The organism is Curtobacterium sp. 24E2 (genome assembly GCF_016925595.1).
Classification (GTDB): Bacteria; Actinomycetota; Actinomycetes; order Actinomycetales; family Microbacteriaceae; genus Curtobacterium.
On record NZ_CP068987.1, the window covers coordinates 622,496 to 645,738 of the forward strand.

Here is a 23,243-nt window from a genome sequence, read left to right on the forward strand (position 1 = left end):
GCTCGGTCGAGCGCGGTCATGCGGCAACCGTAGAGCTGCGCCGTTGCGGCCGTGTCTCGGTGGTGTTTCGGCGGCGTCTCACGCAAATGAGACGCCTCCGACGAGCGCGTCCCATTCGGCGGCGACAGGGCTTCACGTCGGTGGAACGGCACCGCAACGGCGGCACGGGACCGTGGTCACACCCAGCACCACCACCTGCGATCCCCACTCACCCCGTCCCACCCGAACCGGAAGGCCACGATGTCCAGCATCACGAAGGACCCCGCGTCACTCGGAGCCGCACCCGCGCCGCAGCGGACCATGCGCGGCTCGCTCGGCGTCACCGCGATCGTGTTCATGGTCGTCGCGGCCGCCGCCCCGCTCACCGTCGTCGGTGGAGCCGCCCCGCTCGGCATGCTGCTCGGCAACGGCGTCGGGTTCCCGTCGCTCTACGCCGCGTCGGCCGTCGTGCTGCTGCTGTTCTCCGTGGGGCTGGCGGCGATGACCCGGCACGTGCCGCGGCCCGGCGCGTTCTTCACGTTCGTCGGGCACGGACTCGGTCGGCCGGCCGGCGCGGGAGCCGCCACGCTGGCGCTCCTGACGTACACGACCATCCAGGTCAGCGTGCACGGCTACATCGGGTACCTGCTCGGCGTCACCGTCACGGGCCTCGGCGGACCGGACATCCCCTGGTACGTCTGGTCGCTCGTCGTCGTGGCGCTGGTCGGGATGCTCGGCTACCGGCACATCGACCTGTCGAGCAAGGTGCTCGGCGTGATGCTCGTCGGCGAGGTCGGCATCGTGCTCGTCCTGGTCGCGGCGATCGTGTTCCGCGGCGGGGCCGACGGCCTGTCCCTCGCCCCGTTCGAGCCGACGCAGATCATGTCCGGGTCGCCCGGCGTCGGGCTGATGTTCGCCATCGCCGCGTTCATCGGGTTCGAGGCCACCGCGATCTTCCGCGACGAGGCGAAGGACCCGGAGCGGACCATCCCGCGTGCGACGTACACGGCCGTGATCGGCATCGGCGTCTTCTACACGCTCGCGTCGTGGGGGCTCGTGATGGCCTGGGGCCCCGACGGCATCCTCGCCGAGGTCGCGAAGGACCCCGGGTCACTCATCCTCACCACCGCCGCGCAGTACATCGGCAGCGCCGGGGAAGCCGTGCTCAACGTGCTGCTGCTGACGAGCATGTTCGCCTGCGTCCTGTCGTTCCACAACGTCATCACCCGGTACCAGCACTCGATGGCGAACGCGTCGCTGCTGCCCGGCCGGCTCGGCGACGTGCACCGGAAGCACGCGTCCCCGCACACCTCGAGCCTCGTGCAGACCGTCACCGCCGCCGTGCTGATGGTGCTGTTCGCGGTGCTCGGCCTCGACCCGGTGCTCCAGGTGTTCAGCTGGTTCGCCGGCGTCGCCACCCTGGGCGTCGCGATCCTGATGGCCGCGACGAGCCTCGCCGTCATCGTGTACTTCCGCCGCAACCCCGGTGACCGGCGGGTCTGGAACACCGTCGTCGCGCCCGTCCTCGGGTTCCTCGGGCTCGTCGCCGCCGCCGTCCTGATCTGGGTGAACTTCCCGACGCTCGTCGGCGACGTCGACGCCTCGGGCGCCAGCGTCTTCGGCGTCGTGAGCATCGTGCTCACCGGCCTGGTCGTGGTCGTCCCCGTCATCGGCGTGGTGCAGGCGGTGGTGCTGCGACGCCGCAGTCGGAGCCGCTACGAGCAGATGCTCGACCGTCTCGCCACCGAGAGCTGACCCGTCGGGCGCACCACGCGCCTCCCGGCCGAACCGACCCGACCCCACGCACGACGCAACGCGCAAGGAGCACCACGCACATGACGATCACCGACCCGACCACCGTGACCACCACCACCACGCACCCGCTCGGCAGCCTGACGCCCGACGAGTTCACCGCCGTCCGCGACCTCGTCACGGCGCAGCCGGACTGGACCGACACCACCCGCTTCGCCTACGTCGGCCTCGAGGAGCCGCACAAGCAGGAGGTCCTGGCGTGGCAGGCCGGCGACGGCCCCCTGCCGGACCGCACGGCCCGGGTGATGCTGCTCGACATGGCGACCGGTCGCTCCACCGACCGCGTCGTGTCGATCACCACCGGCACGGTGCTGCGGACCGACGTGCTCGACGGGTCCCGCGGCCAGCTGCCCGTGCTGATCGAGGAGTTCGACGCCGTCGGCGAGATCGCGAACGCGGACGAGCGCTGGGTCGCCGCCCTGGCGAAGCGCGGCCTGTCCGCCGACGAGGTCAAGTGCGTGCCGCTGTCCGCCGGGTACTACGACTACCCGGAGGAGCAGGGCCGGCGCATCCTGCGTGTGCTCGCCTTCAAGCAGGACCACCCGGCCGACCACGTGTGGGCGCACCCCGTCGACGGACTGTCGGCGTACGTCGACGCCGCGAACCGTGCCGTCACGCGGATCGTGGACGTGGCGGACATGCCCGTACCGACCACCTCGGGGAACTTCGACGACCCGGCGATGCAGGGCGAACCGCTCGACCTCAAACCGATCGTCATCACCCAGCCGGAGGGGTCGTCGTTCCGCGTCGACGGCGAGTTCGTCGAGTGGGCGAACTGGCGGTTCCAGGTCGGCTTCGACGCCCGCGAGGGACTCGTGCTCCGCCAGCTCTCGTGGCAGGACGGCGAGCGGCTGCGTCCGATCGTGTACCGGGCGTCGATCGACGAGATGCTCGTGCCGTACGGCGACCCGTCCCCGGTGCGGTTCTGGCAGAACTACTTCGACACCGGCGAGTACCTGTTCGGTCGGTTCACGAACTCGCTCGAGCTCGGCTGCGACTGCGTCGGCGAGATCCAGTACTTCGACGCCGTGCTGGCCGACGAGCTCGGCAACCCGCAGACCATCCGCAACGGCATCTGCATGCACGAGGAGGACTTCGGCACGCTCTGGAAGCACGGCGACATCTACACCGGCTCGCAGGAGGTCCGTCGGTCCCGCCGCCTGGTGATCTCGTTCTTCACCACCGTCGGCAACTACGACTACGGCTTCTACTGGTACCTGTACCTGGACGGCACGATCGAGTGCGAGGCGAAGCTCACCGGCGTGCTCTTCACCAGCTCGTACCCGGGGCGCTCGGCGTCCGGCGACGACTACCCGTACGCCTCCGAGGTGGCCCCCGGCCTCGGTGCCCCGTACCACCAGCACCTGTTCTCGGCGCGGCTGGACATGATGGTCGACGGGCTGTCGAACGCGGTGGACGAGGTCGACGCGGTCCGGGTGCCGGTCGGACCGGGCAACGAGCACGGCAACGCGTTCACGAAGTCGGTGACCCGCATCGCGTCGGAGTCGTCGTCGGGTCGTCTCGCCGACGCGTCGAAGGCCCGCACGTGGTTCGTCTCGAACACCGAGGAGCGCAACCACCTCGACCGCCCCACCGGTTACGTGCTGTACCCGCAGGACGCCCCCGTGCTGCTCGCCGACGACTCGTCGTCGGTCGCCGCCCGCGCCGAGTTCGCCCGCAAGCACCTGTACGTCACGCAGTACGACCCGGCGGAGCGCTTCGCCGCCGGCGACTTCGTGCACCAGAACCCCGGCGGTGACGGGGTCGCCCGGTACGTCGAGGGGGACCGACCGCTCGACGGCGAGGACATCGTGCTCTGGCACACCTTCGGCCCGACGCACTTCCCGCGGCCCGAGGACTGGCCCGTCATGCCGGTCGACTACGCCAAGTTCACGCTCAAGCCGTACGGGTTCTTCCCGCGGAACCCGGCGCTCAACGTGCCGGCGGCCATCGGGGCGAACGCGGCGTCGCACTGCTCGCACCGAGCGTCCGGAGGCGTCGAGGCGGCGCACGACGCCGTCGCACACGGCCACGGGCACGGACACTGACGTGACCGACCTGCTCGGGCTCGCCGCGATCGTGCCGGCGTCCGCCGGGGCCTGCTGCACGGTCGGGGCATGGCGCCCCGGCCGTGCGGTCGACGTGGTGGCAGCGGTCGTGATGGTGGCCGCGATGGTGGACGGGGCATTCGGACCACGCGTGCTGCCCGGGGTGCTCTGGTTCGTGGTGCTCGCACTGCTCGCCGTGGTGGTCGCGGCGGTGCACCGGGTGCAGAGCGAGTCCGGTGCACCCGGTGCGTCCGGTGCGTCCGGTGCGTCCGGTGCGTCCGGTGCGTCCGGTGCGTCCGGTGCGTCCGGTTCGGACGGTTCGGACGGGAGGCCCGGGTCGGCTCCGGCGATCCGGGGCGCCTCGGCGCACGGCCGGTTCGGGCGACTGCACGCGGCGCTCGGTCTGCTGGTGATGGGCGCGCTGGGCGTCGGCATGGCGCACGACCCCGGCATGACCGGCATGACGGGTGTCGGCATGCACGGACACGGCGGCGCGGTCGCCGTCACGTGGCAGGTCGTCCTCGGCGGCCTGACCACCGGCCACCTGCTGCTCACCGCCCACATGGTGCGGGACGGCATCCGGCGTCGCGCTCGGGCACTCCCCGTCGTCGAGACGCTCGCGATGGGCATCTCGGTGGCGGTCATGGCCGCGGCGATGGTTTGAAGGGTTCGGCGCGCGAAACGTACATTCTGCGAACCGTTCGTTGCGGAAAACGTTCACGTTGTGAAAGAGTTCGAGCGTCCGCAGGGGACGAACGGCCGCAGAAGGGCGGGATCAGACATGCACAGCACGTACTCCGGGATGCCTCGGGCGGCACGGATCGGTGGCAGCCACACCCGCATCGGTCTGACCGACCCGGCAGTGATCGACGCCTACGTCGAGCGCCGCATCGAGGACCCGTCGCTCCTCGCCGGGCGCGCCGAGCGCGCCGAGCCGGCGTACGCCGACTTCTTCACCGTCCCCGCCGCGTAGCGAGCAGCAAGGAGCGCATGATCGCATGCCGTTGACCGTCGTCCGTCGAGAGCACGCCCACCTCTACACCCGCGAACCCCGATCCGAGGCCGCGAAGACCGCCGTCGACGCGCTGCTGCGCCTCCAGCACGCCGAGGAGCAGCAGATCGAGTCCGCCCGCATCGAGAGCGGGTTGAGCAAGAACGAGTCGCTGGCGATTCGGTACATGCTCCAGGCGCACCGCGACGGTCGCACCATGGGCCCGAAGGACCTCGCCGTCATGCTCACCGTGTCGAACGCCTCGATCACGAAGCTCGTGGACGCGCTCGTCGACAAGGAACTCCTCGTCCGCACCGCGCACCCCACCGACCGACGGGCACAGGTCCTCGAACCCACCGACCTCGCCGCCGAGAAGATCGATGCCTCGTACGCCCGCTTCCACGAAGCCGTCGTCGGGGTCCTCGACCACCTGTCCGACGCCGACAACGCCGTCCTCGCGGAGTCGCTGACGAAGATCAGCGATGCCCTCACCGAGGGGCTGCCCGTGCCGGTGGACGAGGAGAACTGACACGATCGCGGTCGACGGCCGGGGCTGACGCGATCAGACGGACGTGACCCGGGGCAGTCGTCGCGACCGCCTGCGGGCAGCAGGCGCGGTGCGGCCCCGCCACGGGCCTCCAGTCCAGGGGTGGCGCTAAAACCTTCCAGCGGTAAGTTGGGTGCATGACGCACCCCGCCGACGACGACGCGGCCCCGCCGCGACGCGGCGGGTACCGCAAGGGAGCCGAGCGCCGGACCCAGATCCTCGACGAGATGATCCGCATGGTCGCGGAACAGGGCGTCGACGCATCGTCGTTGCGGTCCGTGGCCGAAGCCCTCGGGATCACCCACGCGGCGCTCCGCCACTACTTCCCCAGCCGCGATGAACTGCTGCTCGCCGTCTACCGCGAGCACGAGGTGCGCGAGCAGGGGGCGCCCGACCGGTTGGAGTCGGCGATCGGGGACATGCGCGACAGTGCCTCGCGCAACCGTGCGGTGCCGGGCCTGGTGCAGCTCTACACGACGCTCGCGGCCGACGCCGTGCAGGAGGGCCACCCGGCGACCCGTGACTTCATGCGGGAACGGTTCACGCGGCTCCGGGCCGACCTCGCCGCGCTGATCGAGGCGGACCAAGCGGCGGGACGGATCCGCGGGGACCTGGACCCGGTTGACCTCGCGAGCTTGAGCATCGCGGCGTCCGACGGGCTGCAGGTGCAGTGGTTGCTCGACCCCGAGGCGGTCGACGGCGAGAAGGTGCTGCGGTTGCTCGAGCAGATCGTGCCGGCGCCGCCGGAGTGAGCGCGGCGCGTGCGTTTCGCGGCGCGCTTGCGCTTGCGTGCGCGTGCGCTTCGTGAGCAGAAATGGTCGGGTCCCCGTTCGGGACCCGACCATTTCTGCTCACCAGGTGCGGCGCGGTGCGCGACGCACGACGTGACTACGCGTTCGCGGCCTCGGCGAGGACCGCGGCGGCGGGGTCGAAGTCCTCGGGGAGCGGCTGGATCGGGTCGATCGACGAGGTGATCTCGACGGACTGACCCGACTCGGCGGCGTCGCGGATGCCGAGCATGACGTCCAGCGCGTGCGAGGCGACGGCACCGGAGGCGCGCTCCGGGCGGCCCTCGGCGATCGCGCGGGCCAGCTCGACGACACCCGTGCCGCGACCCCAGGTGGAGCCCTTGTGCGTCAGCGTGGTCGGCTCGTCCTTGCCGAGCGTCCACAGCGTGCTGTCACCGTCGAAGACGTTCGGGTCCGGCAGCACGATGGTGCCCTCGGAGCCGTTGATCTCGACGAAGCCGTTGCGGGGCAGTGCGTGCTGGAACGACAGGGTCGTCTGGGCCGACTGGCCACCCTCGAACGAGATGAGCGCTGCGTGGTGCGTGGGCACCTCGACGGCGAACTCGGTGCCGGCGCGGGGTCCGGAACCGATCACGCGCGTCTCGCGGGACTTCGACGACACTGCCTGCACGCGCGAGGCGGCGCCGAAGGCGTGCAGGAGCGTCGTGACGTAGTACGGGCCGATGTCGAACAGCGGACCGGCACCCTGGGCGTACAGGAACTCGGGGTCCGGGTGCCACTGGTCCGGTCCGGGCACGTGGAACATCGTCGTCGCGGTGAGCGGCGTGCCGATGTCGCCGCGGGCGATGGCGCGGATGGCGGTCTGGATGCCGGCACCGAGGACGGTGTCGGGCGCGGTGGCGTAGCGGACACCGGCAGCCTCGGCCGAGGCGAGGAGCGCCTGCGCGTCCTCCGCGTTGGTCGCGACGGGCTTCTCGCTCCAGGTGTGCTTGCCGGCAGCGATGATCTGCTGGCCGACCTTGGCGTGCTCGGCGGGGATCGTGATGTTCACCACGATCTGGATGTCGTCGCGGGCGAGGAGCTCCTCGACCGTGCCGGACGCGGGGACACCGTACTTCTCGGCCTGCGACGCGGCGCGCTCGAGGATGAGGTCGGCGACCATCAGGACCTCGACGTCGGCGAACTGGGTCAGGTTCGTCAGGTACTGGTCCGAGATGTTCCCCGCACCGATGATGCCGACTCCGATGCGGCTCACTTGTCGTTGTCCTTCAGCCATGCGAGGGACTCGGTGATGCCCTGGAAGACGTCGCCCGAGTAGGCGTCGAACTCGACGACGCGGATGGCCTGCGGCGCCGCGGCGAGGATGCCCGCCACGTCCACGTCGCCCTGGCCCGCGGGGGTCTGGTTCTCGAACGCACGCTGCAGCGCCTCGGGCACGACGAGCGCGCTCTCCGACGAGGGCAGCGCGGTGAGGATGTCGCCGTCGACCTTGCCGTCCTTGACGTGGATGGCGACGACGCGGTCGCCGAGTGCCCGCAGCACGGCGGGGCGTCGGCGCCGCCGACGGTCGCCCAGAAGGTATCGAGCTCGAGCACCGTCTCCGGGCTGATCTGCGACACGAAGTGGTCGTAGACCGTGCGGCCGTCGACCTTGTTCGTGAACTCCCACTGGTGGTTGTGGTAGCCGAACTTCAGGCCGCGCGAGGCTGCCTCGGCGGTCAGGACGTTGACGCGCTCGGCGATCTTCGCGACGTCGTCGGCGGTCTGCCAGCGGTCGGTCGGGATGAACGGGTCGATGACCGTCTGGATCCCGAGGCGCTCGGCGGCGTCCCAGATCGGGGCGGTGTCCTCGGCGTCGATCACGGCGACGTGGCCGGACGGTGCCTTGAGGCCGGTCGCGGCGAAGGCGCGCTCGAGGTCCGCGGCACGCTCGACGAACGCGTAGGGCTCGACGTTCTCGTACCCGATCTCGGCGACGCGGGCGATGGCCTTGTCGAGGTCTTCGGCGATGGCGTCTCGCAGCGAGTACAGCTGCACAGAAGTGGTGGGCATTGCTCAAGGCTCCTTCGGTCCTGTCTGGGTGTCGCGGCACCCAGGTGGCACAGCACCGGGTGTCGCAGTCCGTCGAGGAGCGATGCTCCACGGCGAGATCGATGACGACGCTACCCCAAAAACCACCCGGTGTGTAGTTTTTGCGTCCTCCCGTGTCGCACGTCGGTACATGAACGACACCTGTCGATGTATGCTCAGCCAGTCAAAACCGTGCAAAGGATGGTTTTGGTCACCAGCATCGACTCAAGGAGGCGTCATGAGCACACCCGAACCCGGCAGCCCGGCACTGTTGAACCCCGAAGAGGGCATCACGCAGCCGATCAGCACCGTGAAGGTGGGCATCGGCTACCAGATCGCCCTGTTCCTCGGGCAGTTCGGCCTCTTCGTCGCACTCATGGCACCGGTCTACGTCAGCATGCAGCTCAAGGCGCAGGCCCTGGTCGGTGACGACGCGGCGAACGTCATCGGCTCGGTGCTGCCGATCGGCGCGTTCGGTGCGCTCATCATGAACCCTCTCGCCGGCGCGCTGTCCGACCGCACCCGCACCCGCTGGGGTCGTCGTCGGCCCTGGCTGCTGAGCGGTGTCGTCGTCTTCGCGATCGCCCTCGCCTGGATCGCGTACTCGCCCGACGTCCTGAACCTGACGCTGGCCTGGCTCCTCGCCCAGCTCGCCGCCAACGCGACGCTGGCCACCCTGCTCGCGAGCTTCGCCGACAACGTCCCCCAGCTGCAGCGCGGCCGCTCGTCGAGCATCATCGCCCTCGCGCAGAACATCGCCGTGCTCGCCGGCACCTACCTGTCGGTGTTCTTCGTCGCGAACCTGCCCGTGCTGTTCATCGCGCCCGGCATCCTGGCGATCATCCTCGTCGCGGTGTACGCCGTGGTCGCCCGTGACGACCTGCCGACGTACAAGCTGAAGAAGTTCACGTTCCTGAACCTCATCGCCTCGTTCTGGACGAACCCGATCAAGAACCCGGACTTCGCATTCGCCTGGTGGTCGCGCTTCCTGATCATCTTCGCCACCTTCATGTTCACGACCTACCGACTGCTCTACATGGAGAAGCACCTCGGCATCGAGGACGCGAAGGAGGCCACCGCGGCCGTCGCCTTCGGTGTGCTGCTCTACACGATCGCGCTCCTGGTCAGCGCGGCACTGTCCGGCTGGGCGTCCGACAAGATCGGTCGTCGCAAGGTCTTCGTCGGCGGTTCGACGGCGATGTTCGCCGTCGGCCTGGTCGTGCTCGCGCACGCCGACACCGTGAACGGCTTCTACGTGGCCGAGGTCATCATGGGCTTCGCGTACGGCATCTACTCGGCCATCGACACCGCGCTCGTCGTCGACGTGCTGCCGAACGCCGACCGCCCCGGTAAGGACCTCGGCGTCATCAACATCGCCAACGCGCTGCCGCAGTCGCTCGCCCCGGCCGTCGCACTGTTCTTCCTGAAGATCGGGTCGGGCGACGCCGCCGACAACTACACGCTCATGTGCTGGGCCGCCGGCGCGATCGCCATCATCGGTGCCCTTGTGGTGATCCCCATCAAGCGGGTTCGATAGCCGGATGCACACCTCCGGGGTCGACGTGGACCGCAGCCAGCTCGCCGGGTGGCGGAACGCGATCATCGTCGCGTTCGCCATCGGCGGGATCAGCCTGGCGGGTTGGGGTCCACGGCTCCCGGAGCTCCGCGTCGAACTCGGTGTCGACATCGGCACCATCGGCCTCATGCTCGGCGGTGTCACGATCGGCTCGATCGGGGGCCTGCTCAGCGCCGCCCCGCTGCTCCGGCGCCTGGGCGGCCGACGTGCCCTGACGGCGGTCGCCGTCCTGGTCCCCGCCGCACTGGCGCTCATCGGCGTCGCCGCCGCGCTGCACTCCGTGCCGCTCGCGAGCGTCGGGTTCGTCATCGCGGGTGCCGGGATCGGCGCGCTCGACGTCATGGCGAACGTCGAGGGCACGGCGATCGAGGCGCTCGCCGGTCGCACGCTGCTCCCGTTGATGCACGCCGCCTGGTCGGGAGGCGCGGCCCTCGGCGCCGGGATCGCCGCCCTCTGCGCGTGGCTGGGCATCACCCCTCGGCCCAGTTGATCGGTGAGGCCGTCGTCATCCTGGTGGTCGGCGTGATCGCGATGCGCGCGATCCCGGACGGCACGCGCGCCGAGCACGACACGACGCTCACCCCGCGGCAGCGCCTGCGGCAGTGGGCGCGTGGCTGGGCGGACGTCCGACTCCTGCTGATCGGCGTCGTGATGCTCGGCGTCGAACTCGGCGAGGGGTCGGCGAACAACTGGCTCGCCCTCGCGGCCACCGACGGACACGGCCAGACGGCGACGGTCGGCGCGCTCTTCTTCACCGTGTTCGCGGTCTCCGAGGCCGCGACGCGCGTCTTCGCCGGCCCCGTCGTCGATCGACTCGGACGGGTCCGGACGGTCCGCTGGACGACCGCGCTCGGCATCCTCGGCGCCGTCCTCTTCATCGTCGGCACGACCTGGTGGCTCACGCTCATCGGCGTGGTCCTCTGGGCGGTCGGCGTCTCGATGGGGTTCCCCCTCGGCATGTCGGCAGCGGCGCAGAGCGGCCCGAACCCGGCTGCCCGGGTCAGCGTCGTCGCGTCGATCGGGTACTTCGCGAACTTCGCCGGCCCGCCCGTCATCGGCGCGATCGCCGAGCAGGTCGGCGCGCTCAGCGCACTCTGGTTGATCGCCGTGCTCTTCGTGGCCGCCTTCGCCGCATCCGGATCGCTGCGTCCGGTCGCCGAGCCGACCCACGAGCGGGTCAGCGACCCTCGGTAGCGTGGAGCCCATGCTCGACGCGACGCCTGCCCCGTTCGACACCCCGGCCGGCCGGATCGTCGGGACGGTCGACGGCACCGTGGTGCGCGTGCTCGGGGTCCCGTACGCACGGGCCGACCGGTTCGCGCGGCCGGAGCCGATGCCGCCCTTCACGAGTGAACTGCACGCGTCGACCCCGTCGCCCGTGGCACCGCAGCCGCACGCCCAGTTCGTCGACCAGCTGCTCGACCCGGTCGAGGACATCACCATCGACGAGCACTGCCAGCGCCTGTCGATCACCCTGCCCGCCGACGTGACGCCCGACGAGCGCCTGCCCGTCATGGTCTGGATCCACGGCGGCTCGTACGTCATCGGCGGCGGCGACCTGCCGATCTACGACGCCCGCGACCTCGTGACCGAGCAGCGCGTGATCGTGGTCTCGGTGACCTTCCGGCTCGGAGTCCTCGGGTTCCTGGGCGACGGGGCGTCGATCCCGGCGAACCTGGGGCTGTTCGACCTGCTCGAGTCGCTCCGCTGGGTGCAGGCGAACATCGCCGCGTTCGGTGGCGACCCCGACCTCGTCACGGTGTTCGGGCAGTCCGCCGGCGGCGACGCAGCAGCCCACCTGATGATCAGCGACGGCGCGGCCGGGCTGTTCCGCCGAGCGATCATCCAGAGCGCACCGCTCGGGTTGTCCCGCGGTCGGTCCCGGATGAACCGCGCGATGATGCGGGCCGTCGGTGCCGTGCACGCCGACACTCCGCTCGACGACCTGCTCGAACGGCAGGCCCTCGGCACCCGGGCTGCTGCGCCGTACGGACTCGCGGGCGGGATGCCGTTCGGCACCCAGTACGGGTTCGCCCCGTTGCCCGCCGAACGCGACCTCGACGACGCCTGGAGTCGAGTCGCTCCCGACATCGACGTCCTGATCGGTTCCGCGACGGACGAGACCGGCATGTACGTGCCGTTGGTCCGCGGTCTGTCGCGGGTCGCCCGGTCGCGGATCCTGCGCCCGGCGCTCCGCTGGTGGGTGGTCCGTCCGCTCTCCGACGTCATCTACGGCCGCGACGTCCGACGCTTCACCGCGCGGCACCGTCGAGCCGGCGGGCGGGCGACGTCCTACCGGCTCCTCCGTGGCGTGACCACCGTGCCGACCGGCGCCGTCCACATGAGCGACCTGCCGCTGCTGCTCGGCGGCCGCAAGGCCTGGGCCGGCACCCGCTTCGTCCCCGAGCGCGACTGGCCCGAGGTCGAGCGGCGCGGCCGGGCCTTCCGTGCGATCTGGGCCGAGTTCGCCCGGACCGGCGCCGTCACCGCCCCGGACGACGAGACGCTGACCTTCGATCGGCACTGACCGTCTCCGCGCCCCTGAACTGGCGGTCGCGTGGTCTCCCCGGGACCGGACAATCGTCAGCATGCCCACGCCCGACGCCGATCTCCGTGCACGCATCGTGTCCGGTGCGATCGAGGCGTACCGCGCGACGGACTTCCACCGGGTCGGACCGGACGAGGTCGCCGAGCACGCCGGGGTGCCGGTCGCCGAGGTCGGCCGAGCGTTCCCGATGTGGGAACTCCTCGTCGTCGCGGTCATCGACCGGTGGAACAACGGCAGCCGACTCGCGCTGTGGCCCGTCGCCGAACGAGACGGTGCCGTCGCGTACCTGCGCGCCCGGCTCGAGGCCGGCATCACGGACCCGGCCCTCGTCCGGCTCCGGATCGCCGTGCTCAGCGCGGCGTCGAACCCCGGGCACCCCGCGGCCGGGTGGTTCCGCACCCAGTACACCCGGGCGTTCGAGGACCTCACCCTCGCCCTGGTCCGTGACGTCGTCGCTGCCCGCGAACCGCGCGGCGCCTCGCCCCGGCACGCAGCCGAGCAGCTCATGGCACTGTTCGAGGGCTGCAGCTGCAGGCGATGGTCCGCGACGACGCCGAGCCGCTGAGCGGCTTCGACCGTGCCGTCGCGCGGATGCGAGTCGGTTGGGCGGCAGCGCGCGTCGACGCCTGACCGATCCGCGCGGGAGCACGGACGGGAGGCACGGCGCGGCTTGCGTGCGTCGGCTCGCCCACCTGGCATGGTCGGCCCCATGGAGTACACCGACTACGACACCCGGCTCGCCGCGTACGGCGTGATCACGGACGGTGACCGGGTGCTCCTGGCGAAGCTGCGCTTCCCCGAAGCCGGCACGTGGACGTTGCCGGGCGGCGGCGTCGAGTTCGACGAGACCGTCGAGCAGGCCGTCGTGCGCGAGGTCCGCGAGGAGACCGGGTACGAGTCCGAGGTCGGCGCCCTGCTCGGCGTCCGGCACCACGTCGTCCCCGCCGAGCGCCGGATCCACGCCAACGGGCGCCCGATGAAGGCCGTGCAGGTCGTGTTCCGCGCGACGGTCGTCGGGGGCGCACTGCGCGACGAGGTCGACGGGTCGACGGACGAGTCGCGCTGGCTGCCCATCGCCGAACTCCCGCACCACCGGCACGGGCTGCTCGTGCCCGTCGCACTGGCGTGGGCGGGCGCGCTCACCCGCTAACCGGCCGTTCGAGCTACTCGAAAGTCGGGCTTGGATGCGGCGGATCCGAGGATGATCCCCCTGATCAGGGATTTCATGTTCATCCACAGGGCTGATCGGCACCTACTTGCAACCTACTCGAAGCCCTAAGGTGGACGCATGAGCACGATAGACCTCGACCGCGCGCTCGCAGCGGACCGAGCTGTTGTGGCTTCTCGTGTCCTCGCGCTCCGGGAAGATCAGTGGTTCGATCGGAAGTCGATCCGCGTGCAGGCAAAGGATCTGGGGCCGCCCATGGTCGCGTTCGCGAATGCCGAAGGTGGCGTCCTGGTGCTCGGCCTGTACGACGGGAAAGCCGAAGGGCTCAAGCGTCACCACGAGCGGTTGAACGATTTCCAGCAGGCGGCCCTCGACCACACCGTCCCGCCGGTCCGGGCGCGCGTTGAGCAGGTTGGTTGCATCAACGAGCACGGCGAGATCGACACGATCGTGGTCATCCGGGTACAGGCGAGTGAAGTCGTTCACGAGGTGAAGAACGGCACTGCTACCTTCGCGTCGGCGACGAGTCGCGCAAGCTCCGGCATGAACAGCGGCGGGAGCTCGAGTACGACAAGGGCCAGAGCCAGTGGGACGGACACCCGCTGGACGTATCGATCGCGGATCTCGATCAGACGCTCCTGAGCCAGTACCGAACGGCCACCGGGGCAAATCAGTCGTTCACCAAGCTCTTGAGGGCCCGAAGCCTCATCACGCGGGACGAGCGTCTTACGAATGCCGGCTACCTGCTCTTCGGGGAGGAGCCTCAAGATGAGTTCCCGCAGGCGCACGTCCGGGTCATTCGCTACCTCGGGAAGGAGCGCGGCACCGGCTCCCGCCTGAACGTCGACGATCAGAATGACGTGAGAGTCGTTGGACCGATTCCATATGTCATCCAGCGCGCCGCTTCTCTGATCGAGGGCCTGATACCCCAACCCGCGCGCTCCGAGAATCGGGGCTGTTCGAGAGCGCTCCCATCGTCCCGCGCGATGCATGGCTCGAGGGTCTCGTCAATGCTGTGATCCACCGGTCGTACAGTCTCGGGGGCGACCACATCAGGGTTGAGATCTTCACCGACCGTGGAGATCGAAAGTCCTGGTCGGTTCCCTGGGTTGGCCAATCCGGCGCATCCTTTGGACATCAGCCGATTTGCTCGCAATCCCCGGATTGCCCGTGTGTGTGCTGACCTGCGGATCGGCCAGGAGCTCGGCGAGGGCATCAGACGGATATTCGAGGAGATGCGAAGGGTCGGGTTGACCGATCCGGTGTACGAGCAAGGGCAGGCAAGTTTGCGATTACGTCTGACCTCGATGTCTCGCTTGGATCCTCGGACAGCGGCTCGTCTCCCAAGCAGAGCTCAGGACATTCTGGACGCGCTCCGTGTCGCGGGTCGCGATCTGGGCACGGGTGAGCTGGTCCAATCCCTCGGACTCAGCCGTCCGGCGGTCAAACTCCGCCTCGACGCACTCGAGCGAGAGGGCTCGTCCGATGGATCGGCAAGTCGGAGCGCGATCCCCGCGCGGTCTGGTCTCTGGTGGAGTGACTACTCAGCGAGGACGCTCAGGACGTTGCCCGACGGGTCGGTGAACCAGGCGATGAGCGGGCCGCCCTTGCGGTTCACGCCCTTCTCGTCGGTCATCCCCTCGTACTGCAGGAACGCGACGCCCTTCTCGGTGAGCTCGTCCACCGCGGCGTCGACGTCCGGCACCGGGAAGTTCAGCACCGTGAAGGCCGCCGGTTCGTGCGCAGGGCCCTTCGGGTAGACGAGGACACCGTGGCCGTCGCCGAGCTGCAGGAAGAGCATGCCGTGGTCCTCGGTGACCTCGACCCCCAGGACGTCCTGGTAGAAGGCCTTCGCCTCCGGGACGTCCCGCACCGAGAACCCGCTGAACGCCTTCGTCGCATCGACCATGCCGCCAGTGAACCACCCCGACCCGGTGTCGGCGCGCTCTGCCAGGATGGGGCCGTGAGCCACCCGGACAGCAGCGTCGACGACGCCGTCGAGCGTGCGGTCGAGCTGGCCTCGGCGGGGCCACGGGCAGTGCTCGGCATCGCGGGTGCTCCCGGTGCCGGCAAGTCGACCCTGGCCCGCCGCGTGGTCGCCGCCGTCGACGAGCGACTCGGGGACGGCACAGCGGTGCAGGTGCCGATGGACGGCTTCCACCTGTCGAACGCGGCGCTCGACGCCCTCGGCCGGCACGACCGCAAGGGCGCCGTCGACACCTTCGACGCCGACGGGTACGTCGCTCTCGTCCGACGACTCGTCGCTGCCGACAGCACCGTGTGGGCGCCGGACTTCGACCGCCGCATCGACGAGCCCGTCGCCGGCAGCATCGCCGTCCCGCCGACCGCCCGGCTCGTGGTCTCCGAGGGGAACTACCTGCTCGACGACGCCGAACCGTGGGCAGGGCTCGGCGACCTGTTCACCGAGACCTGGTTCTGCGCCGTCGACGACGGGGTGCGGGTCGACCGCCTGGTCGGTCGGCACATGCGTCACGGACGCGACCACGACGCGGCGCGCGCGTGGGCGGTGGAGGTCGACGGCGTGAACGCGGCGAGGGTCGCGCCCACGGTGATCCGTGCCTCCAGGACGGTTCGGACGTGACCATCAGAACGACGTGACACCGATCGAAGGAGCGACCATGACCATCGCCATCACCGGAGCGACCGGCAACATCGGGGGCACCGTCGCGCGCGCGCTCGCCGCGGACGGCGTTCCGTTCCGGATGATCGTGCGCGACGCAGCGCGCGCCCCGGAGCTGCCGGGCGCCGAGGTCGCGGTCGCGACGTTCGCCGACGCCGACGCCAGCCGCGCGGCGCTCGAGGGGGTCGACGTGCTCCTGATGGTGTCGGCGGCCGAGGCCGAGGACCGGCTCGACCAGCACCGCACCTTCGTCGCAGCAGCTGCCGAAGCCGGCGTGCGACACGTCGTCTACACGTCGTTCCTCGGCGCGGCCGAGGACGCGACCTTCACCCTCGGGCGCGACCACTGGGCGACCGAGCAGGCGATCCGCGCGACCGACACGGCGTACACGTTCCTGCGGGACAGCTTCTACCTGGACTTCGTCGAGGACCTGGTCGGCGAGGACGGCGTGATCCGCGGGCCGGCAGGCGACGGCGCCATGGCGGCGGTCGCACGTGCGGACGTCGCACGGGTCGCGACCACCGTGCTGCAGAACCCGGGAGCGCACGTGGACCGCACCTACGAGCTGACCGGGCCCGCGGCGATCACACTCGCCGAAGCCGCTGCGGTGGTGTCCGAGGTGCGCGGCCGCACGGTGACCTACCACCCGGAGACGTTGGACGAGGCGTACGCGTCTCGGGCGCAGTGGGACCCCGAGCCGTGGCAGGCCGATGCGTGGGTGAGCACCTACACGGCGATCGCCGAGGGGCGCTTGCGCACGTGTCCGGCGACGTCGAACGCATCACGGGCCAGCGCCCGATGTCCCTGCGCGAGGTGCTCGCCGCGCGGTAGCGGGCGCGGCGTGCGCGCGCGTGTGGCAGCGCAGCGCGAGGAAGCGCAGCGCGGCCCTCGCCGCTCAGGACACGCGGCGCGCGGCGATCGTGCCGACGACCCCGAGCGTCAGGACTGACACGAGCACGACGAGCAGCGGTGCCGTCCAGTCGCCGGTCGCACCGTGCAGCGCGCCCGCGACGAGCGGTCCGGCCGAACCGATCAGGTACCCGCCGCCCTGCACGAACGCGGACATCCGACGGGCATCGGCGTCGCTCGACACGATCCGCACGATCACGATGAAGATCACGGTGATGCCGCCGCCCTGGGCCGCGCCGCCGAGCACCGACCACAGCAGCCAGAGCTGCGGGGCGAACAGCAGCCCGAGCGGCATCGCCAACCACAGCGTCCCGACGAGCGCGATGATCGCCGCTGGCCGCCACTTCGCCGCGAGCAGGGGCACCCCGAGCGCACCGACCACGGCCAGGATCTGGAACACCGACGAGCTCGCCCCGGACGACGCCTTCGAGAAGCCGATCTCGTCGTGCAGCAGGGTCGGGATCCAGGCGGTCAGGGCGTAGTACGAGAACGCCTGGCCGCCGAAGGCCAGCGTGAGCCCCCACGTGATGAGTCGTCGAGCGGGGCGGACCGGCTCGGCGGCGGTGGCAGCGGCGGCCGCCGCGGCCCGGCCGGCGCGGATCGTCCGGATCGCCCCGGTGTCGAGCACCTGGTCGATCGGCCCGGTGATCGGCAGGGGTTCGTCGTCGTCCGAGCGCACCGGGCGGCGCCACGCGGCCCGGGCACCCACCGCGTACGTCCAGGCGAACCCGGCGATGACCGCGAAGACCGCCCACACGGCGATGGCGATGGGCCAGCCCCACAGCGCCGCCAGGGGAGCGGTCGCGAGCGACGTGATCATCGACCCGACGTTGAGCGCCGACGTGTAGACGCCGGTGACCAGGCCGACGCGTTCCGGCGAGGTGTCCCGCCGGATGACGACGGGGATCACCACGTTGCCGATCGTGATGCCGATGCCGATCACCGCGGTGCCGATGAGCAGTGCGGCCGACGACGGCATCGAACGGACCACGGTGCCGGCGAGCACGATGACGAGCGACAGGGACACCGCACGCTCGGGGTCGGCCTTCGCGATGACCCAGCTGGCGAACGGCGTCGCCAGGGCGAAGCAGAGCACGGGGATCGTCGTCAGCAGCCCGGCGATCGTGGACGTCAGGCCGAGGTCGAGCCGGACGTCGCCGATGACCGGAGCCGTCGCGACGATCGGCCCGCGGAAGTTCAGGGCGATGAGGACGATGGCGGCGGGCAGCACCCACGCGGCGGCACGCAGCCCCTGCCGCGTCGCGCTGGTCCGGCCGCGCCCGCTCGTCGCGTCGATCCCGCCCGTCACGGCAGCAGGATCGGGAGCAGGTCGAGCGGGGTGGCGGCCGTGGCGATGGTGCCCTCAGCCTCGGCGGGGGAGCCGTACCCCCACTCGGCGAAGACCACCGGGACACCGTGCACCGTGGCGCCCTCGACGTCGTGCACCCGGTCGCCGATGAGCACCGGGCGGCTGATGTCGAACCCGCGGGCGTCGAGGCGGCGCAGGGCTTCCTCGACGACGTCGGCCTTGCTCGACCGGACCTCGTCGTCGCTGGCGCCCGTGATGATGTCGATGTCGCCGGTGAGCCCGTAGTGCTCGAGGATGTACGTCGCCGGCGTCTCGGGCTTGCTCGTCGCGGTCGAGATCGGCAGCCCGGCGTCGTGCAGGGTGCGGAGCACGACGTCGATGCCGGGGAACATCGTCGAGTCGAGGGCGCCGTGCGAGAAGTAGTGCTCGCGGTACACAGCGAGGGTGTGCTCCGCCTGCGCCTCGTCCATGCCCATCGCGACCCGGAACGTGTCCATGATCGGCGGGCCGACGAACGACATCAGGGTGTCGTGGTCGGGCACCGGGACGCCGACGGTGCGGAAGGTGTGCGTCAGACTCTCGAGGATGCCCGGCGCGGAGTCGCTGATGGTGCCGTCGAGGTCGAACAGGATGGCGGAGAACGGGCTGGTCATGTCCTGCCCACCCTACCTGCGGCGGTCGACGGGACCACCCGAGTGCCGTGGGCGACGGGGCGGACGTGCGCCGGGCCTCCCGGTCGGGCGGCGGGCAACGCATCAACGCGCTGCGCCGCGACCGCGCTCAGAACAGGCGGGTGTGCCCGCCCTCGATGCCGCGCATCGCGTCGTAGTCGAGCACGAGGACGCGGATGCCGCGGTCCTCGGCCAGGGTGCGCGCCTGCGGCGCCACCGTCTGCGCCGCGAGCACGCCCTGCACCGGCCGCAGGTGCGGATCGCGGTTCATGAGCTCGAGGTAGCGCGTGAGCTGCTCGACCGCGTCGATGTTGGCGTTGCGCTTCATCTCGACCGCGACGCTCGCACCGGCGTCGTCGCGCGCCAGGATGTCGACCGGCCCGATGGCGGTCATGTACTCGCGGCGGACCAGCGTGTGGCCGTCGCCGAGCAGTTCGATCTGCTCCGCGAGGAGCTGCTGCAGGTGTGCCTCGACCCCGTCCTTCACCAGGCCCGGGTCGACGCCGAGGTCGTGGGTCTGGTCCGCGATGACCTCGTGGATGGACACGATGAGGCGGTCCTGGGTCTTCTTCTGCGTCACCGTCCAGACCTCGGTGATGCCACCGACGGTCTGCTCCTCGTCGGGCTCGCTCATCTCGATCGAGCACGGCGGGCTCATCCAGTTCAGCGGCTTGTAGCTGCCACCGTCGGAGTGCACGAGCAGCGAGCCGTCCGCCTTGAGCATGAGCAGACGGGTCGCGAGCGGCAGGTGGGCGGAGAGCCGTCCGGCGTAGTCGACGGAGCAGCGGGCGATGACGAGACGCACCCGGGAAGCCTAACGGGCGTCGCGTCCCGACCCGGACGGCGCGCTCGTCGCGTCGGCCGCGCTGGTTGCGTTGGCAGCGCTCGTCGCGTTGTCGGCGCTGTCAGCGTTGTCGGCGTGGTCAGCGCTGTCGGCCGGGAGGCGCGGCTCGCCCCCGCCGTGTCCGTCGCCGCCCCCGCGGGTCGGCCTGGCGGCGGCGCCGGTCTCACGGGCGGCACCCGACGCGAGTCCCGCCGCGATGATGAACACGAAGACGACCAGGAGCGCACCGAGCAGTCCGACGTGCTCGCCGAGGAACCCGATGAGTGGCGGCCCGGCCAGGAACGCCACGTACCCGATGGTCGCGACGGCGCTGACCTTGGCGGCGGCCGTGCGGGGGTCGTCGGCGGCGGCCGACATGCCCATCGGGAAGCCGAGGCTGGCACCGAGGCCCCAGAGCACGACGCCCACGATCGCGAGCGGCACGTTGTCGATGAAGATGAGCATGCCGAGGCCGACCACCGCGACGGCGGCGCTGATGCGCAGGATCGGCACTCGCCCGAACGTGTCGATGAGGGGGCTGCCGACGACGCGGCCGACGGTCATCGCGGCGAGGAACACCGTGAGCACCCCGGCGCCGGCAGCGTTGTCGAGCCCGTGGCCGTCGATCATCGCGAGCGGCAGCCAGTCGTTCGCGGAGCCCTCGGCCAGGGCCATGCCGAGCACGATCACGCCGATCAAGATCGTGGACGGCTGTGCCCAGACCTGCATGCGCGTGAGCGGCGTCGCGACCGGGCTGGTGTCGGTGGAGACCTGCTCCGCGAAGCGGTGCTCGTCCTGGAACTTCGTGACGGCGACGAGCATCACGGCGCTCGTGATGACGACCAGCACGATGAAGTGCACGGAGACCGGGATCTCGAGCCGTTCGGCCAGGGCACCGAGCCCGGCGCCGCCCAGTGTGCCGAGGCTGAATGCTGCGTGGAACAGCGGCATGATCGTTCGCCCGCCGGCCTTCTCGGCTGCGGCGCCGGACACGTTCATCGACACGTCGCACAGGCCGTTGCCGAACCCGAAGGCGATCAGGGCGATCCAGATGGCGGCGAAGCCCCACCCGAGCGTGACCGCGATACCGGCGAAGACCATGCCGAGTGCCAGGCAGGCGGCGGCGATCTGGATCCCGCGCCGTGCACCGAGCTTGGCGACGATGTGGCCGGCGAAGGTCAGGCCACCGATCGAACCGACGGCCATGCCCAGGACGAGCAGGCCCATCTCGAACGTGCTCGCGCCCAATGAGTCGCGGACGCTCGGGATCCGGCCGAGCCAGGTCGCGATGTCGAGCCCGGACAGGGTGAACACCACGAACACCGCGATGATCCAGGCCCTGGTGGTCGGAACGGTGCGGGTGGACGGCGTCGTCATGGTGGTCCCATCGTGCTTCGTTGCTGGTGGTCGCGGTGCGCGTTCTGTTCGGTGTCGGCCGCTATCGAATCGATTCGACCGCTTGTTCCCGCTACGCTAACCGGCGATGGACGAACCGGCAACAGCACTCGGCGCGTCGCCTTCCCGCGGCGGCGTCACCCGTCGGTCGCGCCCGACGCTGGCCGCGGTCGCCCGTGCCGCCGGTGTCGCGCCGTCGACGGCCTCGCTCGCGTTCAGCGGCAGCGGCCCGGTGTCCGAGGACGCCAAGGCACGCGTGCTCGCCGCCGCCGCCGAGCTCGGCTACGGCGGCCCCGACCCCGTGCGCGTTCGCTCCGCCGAGGCCGTTCCGGTGTCATCGGTGTCGTGATGGACGAACGCTTGAGCGACGCCTTCCGCGATCCGGTGAACGTCCTGACGCTCGACGGCATCGCCGAGGTGGCCGGGGCTGCGGGGGCTTCGCTCTTGCTGGTCCGGAGTCCGCTCGATGACGAACAGGGGGCCGGCCCGCTGGTGGACGCCCCGATGGACGCCGTCGTGCTCGTCGGGTGCAACGTCCGGATCGACCCGGCCGTCGCGGTGCTGCGGCGTCGACAGATCCCCGTCGTCGCGATCGAGGCGGACGAGATCGAGGGCGCTGTCCCCGTCCAGCTCGACAACCGGGATGCCTCGCGCCGTGCTGCTGCGTACCTGCAGGACCTTGGGCATGCCGACGTCACGGTGGTGACGCTGCCGCTCGACGCTGCTCGTCGGCGGGGGCCGATCGACGACGACTGGTTCGCCTCGGGCATCGCGTTCACCACGCTCGAACGGCTCCGCGGTGTGCGCGAGGTCTACCCCTCCGCCGTGGCGATCGAGACTGCTGGCAGCTCGGTGGAAGAAGGACGTCTGGCCGGCGTCGAGCTGTTCGCGGCGGACGGGCCACGGCCGACCGCGGTCATCGCGCAGAGTGACCTGATCGCCGTCGGGGTGATCTCGGCCGCCCTCGATGCCGGGCTCCGGGTGCCCGAGGACGTCAGTGTCGTCGGGTTCGACGGCATCACGGTGGACGACAGCCTGTTGCACCGGACCCCGATCCGGCACCTGACCACCCTGGTGCAGCCTTTCGTGCAGAAGGGCCAAGCTGCCGCTCGTGCTGCGCTGGCCATGCTCGAGGGGCGGAGCCGCAGCCGGCATCGTTCACGTCGGAGTTGCGGGTGGGGGACACGACGGGGCCGCCGGCCCATTCGGGTACCTACTAGCGACGGCATCTCGCCCGCCTGCCCGAGGCATCGGGTCTAGATCTCTCGATCGGTCGGGCGCTCGGCGCATCACGTCGGGTCTGCAGTGGATGATCGACGCGTTGCCAGAAGGCCCGGCCGTCCCAGCGTCAACGCTTTGAGGCGCTCGATCGCTAGAATGACAAACTGGACGGTGATATACAGATAGTATTTGTTGTCTGTGAACGGAGTTCTCCATGTCACGATTGCCCACCATCACCATCACCTCCACACTGGCCGGTGCGTTGCTCGCAGGGGTGTTCGCCGGTCCAGCGCAGGCCGCTCCGGCTTCGCCGTACTGGACGGTTGACGGGATCACGATCACCGGGATTCCAGCCCTGTCCGCGAAGTCAGCGGCGACGAGGTCCGACGTGTTGGACTACGTCGCAACTCACCAGACTGCGGTCACCTCGGACGCCGAGTCGGGTGAGCTCATCGCAGTCGCACCCGTTGGTGCGGCGACCGGCCGCATCAGCGAACGCAACACCTGCAAGAGCGGGGATGCCTACTGGGCGGCTGCGGCGACCCCGTACACGAACAACTGCTTCTACGGTTCTGCCGGCAAGTGGACCTTCTCATCGAAGGGTACGAAGTCGTACCGCTTCCGGACTGGGAACTACTCTGCGCGCGGCGCGTGGTTGAGCGGCGGAACGACGAAGTGGGGTGTCCGCCAGGCACCCGGGTCGGTGAACACCCTCACTGGTACCGCTTGGGTGAAGGGTGCTCAAAGCTACTGAGCGCCAGTCGTTTCGCGGACGGCCCCGTTCCCC

The 23,243-nt window shown here is 70.5% G+C and carries 25 protein-coding genes and 2 pseudogenes; 19 read left to right on the forward strand and 8 right to left on the reverse strand.

Going from position 1 to position 23,243, the window contains the following annotated elements:
- The first annotated feature begins 240 nt into the window (after positions 1-240).
- The 6 genes from JN350_RS03160 (at position 241) to JN350_RS03185 (ending at position 6,129) form a co-directional block, all read left to right on the forward strand.
- A complete protein-coding gene (locus JN350_RS03160) occupies positions 241-1,734 on the forward strand; it encodes an APC family permease (protein WP_123311171.1) in 1,494 nt (497 codons plus the stop codon).
- 80 nt (positions 1,735-1,814) lie between these two features.
- Positions 1,815-3,839, forward strand: coding sequence for a primary-amine oxidase (locus tag JN350_RS03165; RefSeq protein WP_205463517.1), 2,025 nt, complete (start codon positions 1,815-1,817; stop codon positions 3,837-3,839).
- 1 nt (position 3,840) lies between these two features.
- Complete coding sequence (locus tag JN350_RS03170; RefSeq protein ID WP_205463518.1) at positions 3,841-4,503, forward strand: hypothetical protein; 663 nt, start codon at positions 3,841-3,843, stop codon at positions 4,501-4,503.
- Positions 4,504-4,620: 117 nt separating this feature from the next.
- Positions 4,621-4,812 carry a hypothetical protein gene (locus tag JN350_RS03175; RefSeq protein ID WP_205463519.1) on the forward strand — a complete coding sequence of 64 codons (192 nt, stop codon included), beginning with the start codon at positions 4,621-4,623 and terminating at the stop codon, positions 4,810-4,812.
- 25 nt (positions 4,813-4,837) lie between these two features.
- A complete protein-coding gene (locus tag JN350_RS03180; RefSeq protein ID WP_205463520.1) occupies positions 4,838-5,359 on the forward strand; it encodes a MarR family winged helix-turn-helix transcriptional regulator in 522 nt (173 codons plus the stop codon).
- A 155-nt stretch (positions 5,360-5,514) separates the two neighbouring features.
- Positions 5,515-6,129: a TetR/AcrR family transcriptional regulator gene (locus JN350_RS03185; RefSeq protein WP_205463521.1), complete on the forward strand. Its 615-nt coding sequence runs from the start codon at positions 5,515-5,517 to the stop codon at positions 6,127-6,129.
- A 136-nt stretch (positions 6,130-6,265) separates the two neighbouring features.
- Here the strand turns inward: JN350_RS03185 and JN350_RS03190 are convergent, their stop codons facing one another.
- Together JN350_RS03190 and JN350_RS03195 are read right to left on the reverse strand one after the other, a co-directional pair.
- On the reverse strand, positions 6,266-7,402 hold the full coding sequence (locus JN350_RS03190; RefSeq protein ID WP_205463522.1) for a Gfo/Idh/MocA family protein: 1,137 nt from the start codon (positions 7,400-7,402) through the stop codon (positions 6,266-6,268).
- Positions 7,395-8,177, reverse strand: coding sequence for a TIM barrel protein (locus tag JN350_RS03195; protein ID WP_240347503.1), 783 nt, complete (start codon positions 8,175-8,177; stop codon positions 7,395-7,397). The genes JN350_RS03190 and JN350_RS03195 overlap by 8 nt, the downstream gene beginning before the upstream one ends.
- 256 nt (positions 8,178-8,433) lie before the next feature.
- Here JN350_RS03195 and JN350_RS03200 point away from each other — a divergent pair, with 256 nt between their 5' ends.
- The 7 genes and pseudogenes from JN350_RS03200 to JN350_RS20555 all read left to right on the forward strand — a co-directional run.
- A complete protein-coding gene (locus tag JN350_RS03200; RefSeq protein ID WP_111083746.1) occupies positions 8,434-9,732 on the forward strand; it encodes an MFS transporter in 1,299 nt (432 codons plus the stop codon).
- 4 nt (positions 9,733-9,736) lie between these two features.
- Positions 9,737-10,261, forward strand: a complete 525-nt coding sequence (locus JN350_RS18895; RefSeq protein WP_240347504.1) for an MFS transporter — start codon at positions 9,737-9,739, stop codon at positions 10,259-10,261.
- Positions 10,231-10,965: an MFS transporter gene (locus JN350_RS18900; RefSeq protein WP_240347505.1), complete on the forward strand. Its 735-nt coding sequence runs from the start codon at positions 10,231-10,233 to the stop codon at positions 10,963-10,965. Before JN350_RS18895 ends, JN350_RS18900 begins: the two co-directional genes overlap by 31 nt.
- Positions 10,966-10,975: 10 nt before the next feature.
- The gene (locus tag JN350_RS03210; protein WP_240347506.1) at positions 10,976-12,298 is read left to right on the forward strand and encodes a carboxylesterase family protein; all 1,323 of its coding nucleotides are present in this window, start codon (positions 10,976-10,978) and stop codon (positions 12,296-12,298) included.
- Between the two features lie 61 nt (positions 12,299-12,359).
- A complete protein-coding gene (locus JN350_RS03215) occupies positions 12,360-12,884 on the forward strand; it encodes a TetR/AcrR family transcriptional regulator (RefSeq protein ID WP_205463524.1) in 525 nt (174 codons plus the stop codon).
- A 144-nt stretch (positions 12,885-13,028) separates the two neighbouring features.
- Positions 13,029-13,469, forward strand: coding sequence for an NUDIX hydrolase (locus JN350_RS03220; protein ID WP_123311152.1), 441 nt, complete (start codon positions 13,029-13,031; stop codon positions 13,467-13,469).
- Between the two features lie 273 nt (positions 13,470-13,742).
- Positions 13,743-13,916: pseudogene (locus tag JN350_RS20555) on the forward strand (AlbA family DNA-binding domain-containing protein); the annotation flags it as partial.
- Positions 13,917-13,969: 53 nt separating this feature from the next.
- On the opposite strand, the gene JN350_RS18910 reads toward JN350_RS20555, so the two are convergent.
- Positions 13,970-14,479 (reverse strand): hypothetical protein, encoded by a 510-nt coding sequence (locus JN350_RS18910; RefSeq protein ID WP_240347508.1) that lies wholly within the window; start codon positions 14,477-14,479, stop codon positions 13,970-13,972.
- 84 nt (positions 14,480-14,563) lie between these two features.
- On the opposite strand from JN350_RS18910, the pseudogene JN350_RS20560 reads away from it, so the two are divergent.
- A pseudogene (locus JN350_RS20560) lies at positions 14,564-14,905 on the forward strand (ATP-binding protein); the annotation flags it as partial.
- Between the two features lie 122 nt (positions 14,906-15,027).
- Here the strand turns inward: JN350_RS20560 and JN350_RS18915 are convergent.
- Positions 15,028-15,396 (reverse strand): VOC family protein, encoded by a 369-nt coding sequence (locus JN350_RS18915; protein WP_240347509.1) that lies wholly within the window; start codon positions 15,394-15,396, stop codon positions 15,028-15,030.
- Between the two features lie 54 nt (positions 15,397-15,450).
- On the opposite strand from JN350_RS18915, the gene JN350_RS03235 reads away from it, so the two are divergent.
- On the forward strand, positions 15,451-16,089 hold the full coding sequence (locus JN350_RS03235; RefSeq protein ID WP_205463527.1) for a nucleoside/nucleotide kinase family protein: 639 nt from the start codon (positions 15,451-15,453) through the stop codon (positions 16,087-16,089).
- Positions 16,090-16,126: 37 nt separating this feature from the next.
- The gene (locus JN350_RS03240) at positions 16,127-17,077 is read left to right on the forward strand and encodes an NmrA family NAD(P)-binding protein (protein WP_461963623.1); all 951 of its coding nucleotides are present in this window, start codon (positions 16,127-16,129) and stop codon (positions 17,075-17,077) included.
- On the opposite strand, the gene JN350_RS03245 is transcribed toward JN350_RS03240, so the two are convergent.
- The 4 genes from JN350_RS03245 to JN350_RS03260 form a co-directional block, all read right to left on the reverse strand.
- A complete protein-coding gene (locus JN350_RS03245) occupies positions 17,024-18,346 on the reverse strand; it encodes an MFS transporter (RefSeq protein WP_240347510.1) in 1,323 nt (440 codons plus the stop codon). The genes JN350_RS03240 and JN350_RS03245 overlap by 54 nt on opposite strands.
- Positions 18,343-18,999, reverse strand: coding sequence for an HAD hydrolase-like protein (locus JN350_RS03250; protein WP_123294473.1), 657 nt, complete (start codon positions 18,997-18,999; stop codon positions 18,343-18,345). The genes JN350_RS03245 and JN350_RS03250 overlap by 4 nt, the downstream gene beginning before the upstream one ends.
- A 127-nt stretch (positions 19,000-19,126) precedes the next feature.
- The gene (nucS, locus tag JN350_RS03255; RefSeq protein ID WP_111083752.1) at positions 19,127-19,822 is read right to left on the reverse strand and encodes an endonuclease NucS; all 696 of its coding nucleotides are present in this window, start codon (positions 19,820-19,822) and stop codon (positions 19,127-19,129) included.
- A 9-nt stretch (positions 19,823-19,831) separates the two neighbouring features.
- Positions 19,832-21,217 carry an MFS transporter gene (locus JN350_RS03260; RefSeq protein ID WP_240347511.1) on the reverse strand — a complete coding sequence of 462 codons (1,386 nt, stop codon included), beginning with the start codon at positions 21,215-21,217 and terminating at the stop codon, positions 19,832-19,834.
- Between the two features lie 106 nt (positions 21,218-21,323).
- Between JN350_RS03260 and JN350_RS18920 the strand changes: the two genes are divergently transcribed.
- The 3 genes from JN350_RS18920 to JN350_RS03270 all read left to right on the forward strand — a co-directional run bounded on the left by JN350_RS18920 (position 21,324) and on the right by JN350_RS03270 (position 23,210).
- Positions 21,324-21,584 (forward strand): LacI family DNA-binding transcriptional regulator, encoded by a 261-nt coding sequence (locus JN350_RS18920; RefSeq protein ID WP_240347512.1) that lies wholly within the window; start codon positions 21,324-21,326, stop codon positions 21,582-21,584.
- An 11-nt stretch (positions 21,585-21,595) separates the two neighbouring features.
- Positions 21,596-22,495 carry a substrate-binding domain-containing protein gene (locus JN350_RS03265; RefSeq protein ID WP_240347513.1) on the forward strand — a complete coding sequence of 300 codons (900 nt, stop codon included), beginning with the start codon at positions 21,596-21,598 and terminating at the stop codon, positions 22,493-22,495.
- Between the two features lie 175 nt (positions 22,496-22,670).
- A complete protein-coding gene (locus JN350_RS03270; protein ID WP_205463528.1) occupies positions 22,671-23,210 on the forward strand; it encodes a hypothetical protein in 540 nt (179 codons plus the stop codon).
- Positions 23,211-23,243 lie beyond the last annotated feature (33 nt).